General features: G+C 64.8%; 1 protein-coding gene. It reads right to left on the reverse strand.

Annotated elements, in window-relative coordinates; all coding sequences use genetic code 11:
* Positions 1 to 26 precede the first annotated feature (26 nt).
* Positions 27 to 14,339: a VCBS domain-containing protein gene (locus ACI7M0_RS11280; RefSeq protein ID WP_405314590.1), complete on the reverse strand. Its 14,313-nt coding sequence runs from the start codon at positions 14,337 to 14,339 to the stop codon at positions 27 to 29.
* Positions 14,340 to 14,355 lie beyond the last annotated feature (16 nt).

Here is a 14,355-nt window from a genome sequence, read left to right on the forward strand (position 1 = left end):
TTGGTCCATCCGTGAATGTATCGGCTTCATGGGGCGTTGCTGCCGCGGCGCTGGGCGGCTTCACGCAATTGCGCACGAAAACCCCGTGCAGGCTCCGTGGTTCTCTCCGTTTGCGGCACCATGTCGGCCTGCACTGGCGCCCAAAGCGATGGGTCGGGCAACAGGCCGTCGGCAGTCAGGCTGATGACACCGTGGCGGCCATCGATCCAGTTCTGGTCTTCGGCACTGGCGCGTCGGCTTTGTGCCACTGCACTGGCAACGAACTGCCCGTTGACCAGGCCAAGCTGGCTGCCGAGTGACGGGCTTTCGATTTCGGGCGTGGCGAACAGGCGTACATCACTGCCATCGGTGCCCCAGGCAGAGAGCGTCAGGCTTTCGTTGATTCGCTCGACGACGGGTGCGACGTAGATCGCCGGGTTGACCTCCGGCAGCGGTGCATCCGTCCGGCCGCTGGTGCTGTCGCGTTCGAAATACGGGCCAGGGGGGATGTACGGGGTGGAAATATCCAGCGTGATGACCAGCTGAGCCTGGTCGGTGGCACCCGCCAGGTCGCTGATGGTGTAGGTGAAGTAGTCCTTGAGCACTTGCCCAAGGCCGGCTGCGGCCAACACCTCGGGGTTGCTCAGGTCGATGCTGTAGGTGTAGCTGCCGTCGGCATTGAGTACCAACGTGCCGTACTGGCCAACGGTGGGCTGGCCGATCGCGCCGGCCTTACCTGTGCCGGCTTCCTGGCCGGCGCGGATGCCTGTCACAGTCAGCCCGTCGCCGGCGTCCACATCGCTGTCATTGGGTAGCACGTTGCCGCTGGTGTGCGGTGCCGGTACCTGGTCGCTGGCTGTATTGACATCGTCGCGGGCCACCGGGTTGTCATTGGCGCCCTGCACGGTCACTGTCAGGCGTGCGTCCGAAATGATGCCGGCGGTGTCGCGCATGCGGTAGGTGAATACCTCTTTCAGCGCTTCGCCAGCGCTGCGCATGGCCTGCACAGTTGGGTTGGTGTTGTCGACGACATACTGGTAGCTGCCGTCGGCGTTGATCAGCAGCGTGCCATACAGGCCTTGCAGCACCTGGCCGGCTGCGGCGGTCTGGCCGTTTTCGCCGGTGTACTGCAGCACCGTCCTGGTTTCGCCGTATTGCGCACCGTCGATATCGGTGTCGTTGTCCAGCACGTTGCCCTGCGGGTCGACGCCGGCAGTGCCATTGTTCACCCCGCCGGCCTCCACCGCAACGGCGGTATCGTCATTGGCTACTGGGTAGTCGTTGCGGCCGTCGATGGTAATGGTCAGCAGGCCATTGGCGGTGCCGCCCCAGAAGTCCGCCAGCAAGTAGGTGAAGTTGTCCACCAGCGTCTGGCCGCTGGCGCGCAGCTGCTGGACGGCCAGCAGGCTGTTGTCCAGCACGTAGTTCCAGGTGCCGTCGCCATTGAGGGTCAGGTCGCCATACTGGCCGCGCAGGGTTTGCCCGACCAGGCTGGCGTTGCCCGGTAGCGGGCCGTCGCCAGTCCAGAATGCCAGCACCTCGAGGGTTTCCGGGAAGAGGATGTTGATGGTGTCCGGGTCGCTGTCGTTGTCCATCACGTTGCCGCTGGGGTCGCTACCCGGGATGTTGTTGTCGACGCCGCCGGCCTCGACGGCCAGGCCCTGGTCGGGGCCGGCAATGGGTGGCTGGTTTTCGCCGCGGATAAAGATGGTCAGGGTGGCGGTGTCGCTGAGCCCACCGCCGTCGGTGACCTGGTAGGTGTAGTTCTGGATGACGAAGCCCAGCGGGCCGAGGGCAATGATGTCGGGGTCGTTGGAGTTGACCACGAAGCGGTAGCTGCCGTCGGCATTGAGGGTCAGGGTGCCGTAGTTGGTAGTGACGGTGGCGCTACCGGTCAGCGGGTCCAGGGTCGGGTTGCTGCTTTGCGCACCTACGCCCACGGCCGTGACCACCTTGCTGTCGTTGGCATCGACGTCGGTGTCGTTGTTCAGCACATTGCCGGTGGGGTTGCGCCCAAAGTTGCCATCGTCGTCCTCTGCGACCGCGTAAGCGAAGTCTCCGTGCGCCACCGGGGTGTCGTAGCGGCCTTCGATGGTGATGTTGATCTGCGCCTGGGCTGTGGCGCCATCCGTGTCGCGCATGCGGTAGCTGAAGGTTTCGCGCAGCTGTTCGCCGGCCTTGAGCGCTTGTACCGCGGCCAGGCTGTCGTTGACGGTGTAGACGTAGTTGCCGTTGGCATCGATGTTCAGGGTGCCATAGGTGCCGGCCACCACGGTCGGGCCGGCATTGACCTGGATGAACGTGCCGCCGGCCGCGAGGGTGCCCAGGTAGATGCCATCGACGGCTTTGCTGTCGCCGGCATCCACGTCGCTGTCGTTACTCAAGGCATTGCCGCTGCCAACCTGTCCGGGGGTACCGTTGTTGCTGCCACCGGCCTCGATGGCAGTGGCGCTGTCATCAGCAGCGATGGGGGTGTCGTTGCGGCCATGAATGACCACCGTGAAGGTGGCGGTGACGACCTTGCCGTTGCCATCGCTGACGCTGTACTGGAACACCTCGGTGAGTTGGTCGGCATCGGTGCGCAGGGCCTGTACCGCAGCATTGCTGTTGTCGACCACGTAGCGGTAGTTGCCCTGGGCATCGAGTACCAGGCTGCCATAGTTGCCGGCCAGGGCTTGGCCGGGCGTGCCGTTGACGCCGTTGGGGTTGACTACCGCGCTGACGATCAGGGTATCGCCGTCAGGGTCGCTATACGCACCGCGAATGCTGCCGCTCGGGTCCAGCCCCGGCTGGCCGTTGTTCACCCCACCGGCCTCGATGGCATCGACCGTGACCGGGTTGACCACGGGCGGGTCGTTGACGCCGGTGACGGTGATTACCAGTTGCGCCTGGTCGGTGAGGCCGCCGCTGTCATGGATCTGGTAGGTGAAGATCACCTCCAGGCTTTGCCCGGTTGCTAGCGCACGGATGGCCGGGTCGGCGCTGTTGACCTCGAAGGTATAGCTGCCGTCTTCGTTGAGGATCAGTTGGCCGAAGTCGCCACTGATCAGGCTGCTGTCGGCCAGGCGGGCCACTGTGCCTGTAATGCTGGCGGGGGCGCCGCTGGCCACCGGCGCGAGCACGCCACCGGCGCTTTCCAGACCGCTGCGCACGCCATTGACCCTAAGTTGGGTGGTGGCCGGCTGGTCGTCGTTGTCGACATCGGTGTCGGCGCCTACGCCATTGTCGCCAGTGATCACGTTACCGCTGGCGTTGACCGACGCCGGGCTGCCATCGCTGGCGCCGGCGATGGCACTGCCCTGGTCGTCCACGGCCACCGGCGCATCGTTGGCGCCCTGGATAGTGATCACCAGTACGGTGACGGCGGTCAGACCGTCGGTATCGACCACCTGATAGGTGAACTGCTCGACCAGGGTCTGGCCTGGGGAAAGCGCCTGCACGGCAGCGTTGGTGTTATCGATGACATAGCGGTAGCTGCCGTCGGCGTTGATGGTCAAGCTGCCGAAGCTGGCCGGTACGCTGGTCGCTTGGCCGCTGGCTACCGGTACCAGTTGGCCGCCAGCGGTGCCATCGAAGCGGATCGCGTTGACTTGCTTGGTTTCGCCCAGGGCCACGGCGTCGACGTCGGTGTCGTTGTCCAGCACGTTGCCGGTGGCATCCTGCCCGGGCGTGCCGTTGTTGGTGCCACCGGCCTCGATGGCCGTGGCGGCGTCACTGGTGGCAACCGGGGTATCGTTGCGGCCGTGGATGACGACGGTGAAGGTGGCAGTGACGATTTTGCCGTTGCCATCGCTGACGCTGTACTGGAACACCTCGGTGAGTTGATCGGCATCGGTGCGCAGGGCCTGTACCGCAGCATTGCTGTTGTCGACCACGTAGCGGTAGTTGCCCTGGGCATCGAGTACCAGGCTGCCATAGTTGCCGGCCAGGGCTTGGCCGGGCGTGCCGTTGACGCCGTTGGGATTGACCACCGCGCTGACGATCAGGGTATCGCCGTCAGGGTCGCTATACGCACCGCGAATGCTGCCGCTCGGGTCCAGCCCCGGCTGGCCGTTGTTCACCCCACCGGCCTCGATGGCATCGACCGTGACCGGGTTGACCACGGGCGGGTCGTTGACGCCGGTGACGGTGATTACCAGTTGCGCCTGATCGGTGAGGCCGCCGCTGTCGTGGATCTGGTAGGTGAAGATCACCTCCAGGCTTTGCCCGACTGATAGCGCACGGATGGCTGGGTCGGCGCTGTTGACCTCGAAGGTATAGCTCCCGTCTTCGTTGAGGATCAGTTGGCCGAAGTCGCCACTGATCAGGCTGCTGTCGGCCAGGCGGCCAACCGTACCGATGACAGTGGCGGGCGCACCATTGGCCACCGGGGTGAGCGTGCCGCCCGTGGTTTCCAGGCCGCTGCGTACGCCATCGACCTTGAGTTGGGTCGCGGTTGGCTGATCAAGGTTGTCGACGTCGGTGTCGGTGCCCACGCCATTGTCGCCAGTGATCACGTTACCGCTGGCATTGAGCGGTGCCGGGCTGCCATCGCTGGCGCCGGCGATGGCACTGCCCTGGTCGTCCACGGCCACCGGCGCATCGTTGGCGCCCTGGATAGTGATCACCAGTACGGTGACGGCGGTCAAACCGTCGGTATCGACCACCTGATAGGTGAACTGCTCGACCAGCGTCTGGCCTGGGGAAAGCGCCTGCACGGCAGCGTTGGTGTTATCGATGACATAGCGGTAGCTGCCGTCGGCGTTGATGGTCAAGCTGCCGAAGCTGGCCGGTACGCTGGTCGCTTGGCCGTTGGCTACCGGTACCAGTTGGCCGCCAGCGGTGCCATCGAAGCGGATCGCGTTGACTTGCTTGGTTTCGCCCAGGGCCACGGCGTCGACGTCGCTGTCGTTGTCCAGCACGTTGCCGGTGGCATCCTGCCCGGGCGTGCCGTTGTTGGTGCCACCGGCCTCGATGGCCGTGGCGGCGTCACTGGTGGCAACCGGGGTATCGTTGCGGCCGTGGATGACGACGGTGAAGGTGGCAGTGACGATTTTGCCGTTGCCATCGCTGACGCTGTACTGGAACACCTCGGTGAGTTGATCGGCATCGGTGCGCAGGGCCTGTACCGCAGCATTGCTGTTGTCGACCACGTAGCGGTAGTTGCCCTGGGCATCGAGTACCAGGCTGCCATAGTTGCCGGCCAGGGCTTGGCCGGGCGTGCCGTTGACGCCATTGGGATTGACTACCGCGCTGACGATCAGGGTATCGCCGTCAGGGTCGCTATACGCACCGCGGATGCTGCCGCTCGGGTCCAGCCCCGGCTGGCCGTTGTTGACCCCCCCGGCCTCGATGGCATCGACCGTGACCGGGTTGACCACGGGCGGGTCGTTGACGCCGGTGACGGTGATTACCAGTTGCGCCTGATCGGTGAGGCCGCCGCTGTCGTGGATCTGGTAGGTGAAGATCACCTCCAGGCTTTGCCCGACTGATAGCGCACGGATGGCTGGGTCGGCGCTGTTGACCTCGAAGGTATAGCTCCCGTCTTCGTTGAGGATCAGTTGGCCGAAGTCGCCACTGATCAGGCTGCTGTCGGCCAGGCGGCCAACCGTACCGATGACAGTGGCGGGCGCACCATTGGCCACCGGGGTGAGCGTGCCGCCCGTGGTTTCCAGGCCGCTGCGTACGCCATCGACCTTGAGTTGGGTCGCGGTTGGCTGATCAAGGTTGTCGACGTCGGTGTCGGTGCCCACGCCATTGTCGCCAGTGATCACGTTACCGCTGGCATTGAGCGGTGCCGGGCTGCCATCGCTGGCGCCGGCGATGGCACTGCCCTGGTCGTCCACGGCCACCGGCGCATCGTTGGCGCCCTGGATAGTGATCACCAGTACGGTGACGGCGGTCAGACCGTCGGTATCGACCACCTGATAGGTGAACTGCTCGACCAGCGTCTGGCCCGGGGAAAGCGCCTGCACGGCAGCGTTGGTGTTATCGATGACATAGCGGTAGCTGCCGTCGGCGTTGATGGTCAAGCTGCCGAAGCTGGCCGGTACGCTGGTCGCTTGGCCGCTGGCTACCGGTACCAGTTGGCCGCCACCGGTGCCATCGAAGCGGATCGCGTTGACTTGCTTGGTCTCGCCCAGGGCCACGGCGTCGACGTCAGTGTCGTTGTCCAGCACGTTGCCGGTGGCATCCTGCCCGGGCGTGCCGTTGTTGGTGCCACCGGCCTCGATGGCCGTGGCGGCGTCACTGGTGGCAACCGGGGTATCGTTGCGGCCGTGGATGACGACGGTGAAGGTGGCAGTGACGATTTTGCCGTTGCCATCGCTGACGCTGTACTGGAACACCTCGGTGAGTTGGTCGGCATCGGTGCGCAGGGCCTGGACCGCAGCGTTGCTGTTGTCGACCACGTAGCGGTAGTTGCCCTGGGCATCGAGTACCAGGCTGCCATAGTTGCCGGCCAGGGCTTGGCCGGGCGTGCCGTTGACGCCGTTGGGATTGACTACCGCGCTGACGATCAGGCTATCGCCGTCAGGGTCGCTATACGCGCTGCGGATGCTGCCGCTCGGGTCCAGCCCCGGCTGGCCGTTTTTGACGCCACCGGCCTCGATGGCATCGACCGTGACCGGGTTGACCACGGGCGGGTCGTTGACGCCGGTGACGGTAATTACCAGTTGCGCCTGGTCGGTGAGGCCGCCGCTGTCGTGGATCTGGTAGGTGAAGATCACCTCCAGGCTTTGCCCGGCTGCTAGCGCACGGATGGCCGGGTCGGCGCTGTTGACCTCGAAGGTATAGCTGCCGTCTTCGTTGAGGATCAGTTGGCCGAAGTCGCCACTGATCAGGCTGCTGTCGGCCAGGCGGGCGACTGTGCCAGTGAGGATCGCAGGCGCACCATTGGCCACCGGGGTGAGCGTGCCACCCGTGGTTTCCAGGCCGCTGCGTACGCCATCGACCTTGAGTTGGGTCGCGGTTGGCTGATCGAGGTTGTCAACGTCGGTGTCGGTGCCCACGCCGGCATTGCCGGTGATCACGTTACCGCTGGCATTGACCGACGCCGAGCTGCCATCGCTGGCGCCGGCGACGGCGCTACCCTGGTCGTCCACGGCCACCGGCGCATCGTTGGCGCCTTGAAGAGTGATGACAAGGACGTTCACAGCGCTCAGTCCACCGGCATCGGCCATCTGGTAAGTGAATTGCTCGACCAGCGTCTGGCCGGGCGAAAGCGCCTGCACGGCGGCGTTACCGTTGTCGATGACATAGCGATAGCTGCCGTCGGCATTGATCGTCAATGTCCCGAAGTTCGCCAGCACGTTGGTCGGTTGGCCGCTGACCAGCGGTATGATCCTGCCGCCACCGGGGCCGTCGTAGCGTACCGCACTGACCTGTTTGGTTTCGCCGAAGGCCACCGAATCCACGTCGGTGTCGTTGTCCAGTACATTACCGGTGCCGTCCTGGCCGAGCGTGCCGTTGTCGGTGCCGCCTGCTTCGATCGCGGTGGCGCTGTCGCCCTGGGCGACAGGGGTGTCGTTGGCGCCGTGGATGTTGATCTGCAGCACTGCGCTGCTGGTCAGGCCGCCGCTGTCGACGATGGTGTAGCCGAAGGTTTCGGTGATGAAATCGCCGGCCGTGCGCAGCGCCTGCACCGCAGGGTTGGCGTTGTCGACGATGTACTGGAAACCGCCGCCCGCGGTAATCGACAAGGTGCCGTACAGCCCTTGCAGCGTGGTAACCCCGTTGGCGGCCACCACCACACCCGCGGGGGTAATGCTGTTGGCAACACGGGTCACGGTGAGCACATCGTTGTTGGTCTGGATGTCCACATCGGTGTCGTTGGCCAGCACATTGCCGGTCGGGTTGACGCCGGGGTCGCTGTTGTTCAAGCCACCGGCTTCCACGGCATTGGCCAGGTCGGCGTTGGCGATCGGCGCATCGTTGACCGGGTCGATGATGATGTTCATCACGTCCGTGTCGGTCAGCGCGTCGCTCGGGTTCTGCCCGGGGATGCCGTCGCCATTGAGCGGCGCGTCGCCGAAGTTACCCTGGTCATTGGTGACCATGGTCAGGGTTTCGCTGTCGCGGAAGGTGTTGAAGTCCTGGTCGCCTTTGTAATACAGCTGGCTCAGCAGCACGTTCAGTGCGTTCAGCGTGCCAGTGAGCACCAGGCTGCGGCCGGCATCCGCGGGCGGCGTGGCCGTGGCTGCGGGCGGGGTGGCGGTCTGCCAGATGACGCCGTGCACCACGGTCAGGGTGATGGTCATGACGCCGTCGGTATTGCCAGCGTTGACGTCGATGTCGCTGGTGGCCAAACCACCGATGTGCAGCACCGTGTCTTCCTGGCCGTGCTGGTCGGACACGGTGTTGATCGGCGCTTCGTTGACATGCACGTAACCGGCGTCGGCAGTGCCGGTAGCGCCTTCGCCGAGGGTGAGGTTGACGCTGCCAAGGCCCACGGGCGCAGTGCCGGTGTCGGTATCGATACGCACGCGGAGGTTGTCGTTGGCGCTGGCCTGGTGGTTCTGCGCCACCGCGATCAGGTAGCTGCCCGAGGGCAGCAGGGCGAACTGGTACAGGCCGCCATTGGCGGTGACCGTGGTGAAGGTGCGGTCGTCGGCGGTGCCGAACTGGCCATCGTCACCGGCCCAGCTGAGGGTCACGTCAATGCCGTCCAGGCCAGGGCCGTCGGGGGCGACGTTATCGGTGGCGCTTCGGGTGTCGTCCCACAGCGTGCCCTGGATCACGCCCATGCCGGCGCCGTCGCTGAGGATGTAGTTGTTCAGGCCACTGGCGCCGTCCTGGCTGGTACGTTCACCCTCGTTGCTGCCGGCGGCATCGGGCACCGAGCCACCCCAGCCGTTGGTTTCGAAATCGGTGGGCAGGCTGGTCCAGGTCAGTACGGCGGAACTGGCGGCGTTGTCGGCGATGGTCTGGTTGGGCAGGGTGACGGTGTAGATCACCTGGATCGTGTCGTTGGGCGCAAGGCGTGCGAAGTCGACGGCGATGGCCGAGCCATCGGTGAAGGTCACGCCACTGGGCAGGTTGGCAAGGTCCAGCGCCGCGCCATTGAGCAGGATGCTCTGCACCTGATAGTTGCTGCCATTGGGGAATTGGTCGGCCAGGTGCGTGTTGTAGGCGGACACGCCGCCGTCCTGGGTGAAATGGACCGAGACCGTGGCGTCGGTGGTACCGGCCACGGCGCCCGGGGTCACGTCGATGACCGACTTGTCCATGCCGGTGAAGCTGGGTTCCACCACGCGCTCGAACACGGTGTCGCTCTTGCCACGGTCGACCCCTCCATTCTCGCCGACATGCTCGAACACGGTCATGCCCAGCTGGGTGTTGGCCTGGTTGCCGGCCACGTTGCTGACCCGCACGTTGAACTCCAGGATCACACCTTCGATGTCGCTGTCGCCAACCTCGGTATTGGTCACGTTGCCGAGGTTGAAGGTGATGGTCTGGCTACCGTCCGGGTTGGTGGTGATCTCCAGCCGGTTATTGTTGCCATCGAAAATACCGGTGGGCACTGTGCCGCCCAGGTCGGTATGGATCGGCAAGGCCACGTCGCTGTTCTGGTTGCCGGTCATGTACAGCGAGCTACCGCTGGTGACCAGGTCGGACGCATCGGTGGTCAGGCCACCGAGCTGGCTCGACACCATGGCAATCAGGATGTTGTTGAGGTCGGCGGTGATGAACTCAAGGCCCGCGGCCAGTTCGATGCGGACCTGGTAATTGGGGTTGTCGCCCGTGGGGACCAGCACGGCTACCCGATAACGGACGATCTCGCCGACCACCACGTTTTCCACCAGGCCGCTGGTGTCGGTGGCGCCGCTGGCGTTGGTGGCCGGCGGTGTATCGGTGACCCCGCCCACCCGAGACACCTGGATGCCGTTGGTGACCGGGATCAGCAACGCGCTCAATACCCGGTAATCGTTGAGCTGGCCACCATTGAGCAGGCCGTCGTCGCCGCTGCGTTCGCCATTGACGGTATCGGTGGTGGAGCTGGTGCCGTTCAGGCTGCTCCAGCGCACCTCGACATTGTTGGAGATCAACGCCTCACCCGCGGCAGTGGCGTTGACCACGCCGCTCAGGGTGATGACGATACTGCCGCCGTTGGCGATGTCGATGTTGGCGCCGTTGGCGGTTGTCAGCTGGCCGCCGAGGATCACGAAATCAACGCCACCGTTGTTGGTGGCACCGCCGTTGTACTGGATGGTGCCGCTGATCGCCAGGCCGTCTATCTCGGTCGGCAGCACGTCGAGCAGGCTGATGTCGAACGCGTCGGTACCGGAATTGTTGGCCACGGTTATGGTGAAGGTGACGGTGTCTCCCTCGTCGAAACCGCCGAATGTGGGCGTCGAGGTGATCTGCTGGGTGACGCTGAGGGTCGGCTCGACGAGGGTCACGCCGGGTTGCTGGGCACTGTTGACACTGCGCTCCACCGGCGCGGTGCCGTTGGGGGTATCGCCGTCGGGGTCGCTGTACACCAGCTGCGCACCGTTGTTCAGCGTGGTGCCTTGCTGGTTGCTGGAGACATTGCTGGCCACCAGCACCAGGCGGATGACGAAGCTGTTGTTGCCGATGATGTTATCGGCCGTGGCCCCGGCGCTGTCGAACACCAGCATCAGGTCGGCGCCGTCGCTGCCGTCGAGGGTCACCGGGTTGACGTTGAGGGCGCCGATGAAGTCGGCTGACAAGGCGCCGCTGCCGGCCGTGGTGGTGATGATCTGATAGCCCAGGTTGCCGTTGAAGCGTGGGTCCAGGCGCAGGCCCGGTGGGATCAGGTCATTGATGCGCAGGCTACCCGTCGAACCTTCGGGCAGGGTGACGACAATGTCGTAGGTGATGCTTTCGCCGACCACCAGGTTGCTGCCGGTGGTGTGGGTGGCGCTGGAGTCATCTTCGGTGAGGCTGCCGTCCTTGTAGGTCTTGCTGAGGGTTGGCGCGGCGACCTGCTGGTTGGCCACCTCCGTGATATCGGTCGGGGTGAAGTCCTGGCCGCCGTTCACGCTGGCGTAGTGGGTCAGCGATGCGGTGCTCTGCAGCGTACTGGAGGCGAGGATGGCATTGTTTACCGTGACGTCATAGGTAATGACCACCACGTTGGCGCCCGACAAGTCGCTGGCGGTGCCGGCGCGACCGGCCAACAGGGTGGCCTGGTCGTTGGCGTCGAGGAAGGTGATGGCGTTGCCTGAGACGTTGTAGTCCGTGCCCTGCACCAGCAAGGTGCCGTCACCGCGGTAGATCTGCAGGTTGGCGGCGCTCAGGCTGCCGCCGACGAACGACAAACCGGCGGGCAGGGTGATGCTGGTGCTGACGTCGAAGGCACCACCGCCGCCGGTGTTTTTCAGGGCCGTGGCCAAGCGCAGGGTATCGGCACCATCGATACCGCTGACATTGCCGTCCACGGCCGCCAGGCTGGTGACGCTACCGCTGAAGGGCACGCCGCTGGTACCGGGTGCGGTCCAGCTGCCGGTGGTACCGGTGACTGTGCCATGGGTGCTGGAGACCACGCCGTGCTTGATGTCCAGTACGGGCTCGGCAACCGACTCGATCACCGCCACATCCGATGAGGTGAGCACGGTCTTGTCCACCGTGGTGGTCTGGCTCGATTGCGCCAGCACGTCCAGTTCACGCTGGTCGGCGAATGGCTGGTCGCCCACCACCATGGTGAAGCGCACCTGCACGGTGCCGCCGTTGAGGCCGCCGGATACGAAATTGCCGAAGTCGAAGATGATCGAGTTGCCGGGGCCGGTGGTGACGCTGTCAGGCACATCCAGGATGTTGTTGCCACTGCCGAACGTCCATTGGCCAACACCTGTGCCGAAGCTCCAGTTGATGCCGCTGGCGTTGAGCAACGGCAGTGGCAGGTAGGCCGTGAGCTTGAAGTTCTCGTAATCGGCCACCAGCAGGTCGTAGTTGATGGTAAAGGTCACCACATCGCCTGGGCGCAGTTCGCCGTTGCCAGGCGGGGTGCCGCCATTGACCTGGGTGAGCTCGATGTCGATGTTGGAGGTCTGGATGGTGCTGGTGGTGCTGGAGCTGTCGGTCTGAATGCCGCCGAGGTTGACCGCATCCCGCAGCACGGTGGCATCGACCGTGGCATTGTTGCCAACGCTGTCGCCTTCGTTGAGCTGGTCGTGGGGCGGGTGGTCGCTGGTGTAGGTGGTGTCGATCTGGGCGTCGTAGACAATGCTCAGGCGCGTGGCACCTTCCTGCGTGGTGTCACCGTAAAGGTCGCCGAACAGCGCAGCCACGCCGGGACCGGCGATGGCCCGGCGGATGGATTCGGCGATGTCGAACACCAGTGTGGTGCTGCCGTCGGCATTGACGGTCTGGGTGTAGACCAGGGCAATGGCCTGCGAGGCGCCATGCTGCGAAATGAGCAGCGTCGGCGGGTTGCTCGGGTCGAAGGTCTGGCCATCGCTGAGCAGGTCGGTCAGGGTGAACTGGCCATTCTCGAGGATGTTCTCGCCGAAGGCAAAGAAGTCGGAGATGGCCACGTCCATGGTATAGCGCAAGGTATCACCAGGCGTGAGGCCGGGCGTGCCGACATCAGTTTGCAGGTCGACCTGCTTGAGCAATGTGATCGACTTGGCGACGAAGGTCACGCCCTGGCCGTTGCCGGTTTCATCGAACGGGTAACCGTCCGGGTCGGTGGGGCGGTCGCGCGGGTCCAGCGGGTTCCAGTCACCGGTCACGTTGGCGGTGCCGAAGTTGATCGTCACCGGGTTGCCGGTCGCCGGGTCGATCACTGGTCGGCCGTTGGCGTCGATTTCCGGCACATAGAAACCGACCTGGGTTTCGCTGACGCTACTGAGGGTATCGTAATGGATGCTGTAGCTGGCCACGAAGGCATTGGGGTTGGCCAGCGCGGCGGCTATGGCAATGGGGCTGGTGAGCACGGTGCCGTCGTGCAGGGTGACTGACGTCAGGGTACCGCCCGGCCCAGGCGTGATGGAACTGACATGCACCTGGTCAGGCACGGTCTGGGTGACCGTGACATTGCTCAGGGTCTGCCCTGGGGCCGGAGTCACGGTGATGGTCTGGGTTCGGGTGAAGTTCGGCCCGGTCACCGTTTCGCCTTCGGGCATGTTCACCGTTTGCGTGACCTTGAGCAGGGTCGGTGTGACGATGAAGCTGTGCAGCGCGCTTTCCACCAGGCTTGGGTCCTGCACCGGGTTGTTCAGCGAGTCGTTGCCATATTCGAAGCCGGCGCGGGCATTGATGGTGAGGTTGGGGGCGCCGTCGGAATAGCTGGTATCGGCAAGGTTGCTCAGTTGCCCGGTGATCTGCACGTCGATGCTCGGCTGGCCGTTGGTGACGCTTGCGTAAGGCAGCTGCAGCACCACCATCTGGTCGCCGGGCTTCATGCCGACGCTGGCGGCGTTGATCACCAGTGCGTTGCCACTGGCATCCTTGGCCAAGGGGTGCGTGGCATTGCCGTTGGCATCGAAGGTGATCACAAAGCTGTTCAGCACCTGGCCCAGGTACGTGGCGGAAACGAATGTGGCGCCATCGTCGCCATCGCGCCCGGTGGCAGGCATGAACACATCGAGGAACGGTGCGTAGCCTTCCTGGGTCGAGGGGTTGTTGAAGCTGACGGTAAAGGTGAACTGCTCGCCCAGTTGCACCTCGGCGCCGCCGCTCAGGCTGGCAGTGGGGCTGGCATCGGCCAGCAGGCCCTGGAAATTGTCCAGGGTGGCGGCGGCCAGGGCGATGGTCTTGTCGATATCGCCGTGGGTAACTTCAAGGCGCCAGTCGCCACCGGCCAGTTGGCTGCCGGTGGCGTTGCTCGAAGCGCCGACATCGGCGCCGGTCCAGCGTGCCAGTTCATTGACCAGGGCCTGGCCGGCGCTGCCGGCGCCGACGTCGCAGCCGTACAGTTGGATATCCGCGCCACTGTTCAGCTCGCCACGCCAGGCGCTCAGGCGGTCGCCCAGTTGCTCGACGGTCTGGCGGGTGAACACCTGGTTGCCCAGGGTGAACTGGCCAGAGGCACCATGTGAATACACTTGTATGGAATCGACCTTGCCCAGTTGCGCCAAGGCATTGCTGATGGCGGCGATGGCATCCTGGCCGGGGTCCACCACCAGCGCAGTGGTGCCGGCTGGCAGGGTGGCGGCCAGCTGGTCGCGGTTTTCCACCCGGGCATCGATGACCACCAGGTTGCGTGGCGCGGGCGCCGCTGCGGTGGTCTGCGCCTCGCTGGCGGTGGGGGCCGGGTGGCTGGTGTCCTTCGCCTCTGCCGGGCCGGCATCGCTGTGCTGTTGCTGATCGACAGCCGCCGCGGCGGCACCGTCGAAGAGGATGCGTTGCTCAAGGGCAACAGCCTGTGACCGAGGGCGCGAGGCAGTGGCAAAGCCGGTTCTGCTCTTGGTGTCCATTTCCATACCCTGCTCA

The organism is Pseudomonas sp. 10(2024) (assembly GCF_045164175.1).
Taxonomy (GTDB): Bacteria; Pseudomonadota; Gammaproteobacteria; order Pseudomonadales; family Pseudomonadaceae; genus Aquipseudomonas; species Aquipseudomonas alloputida.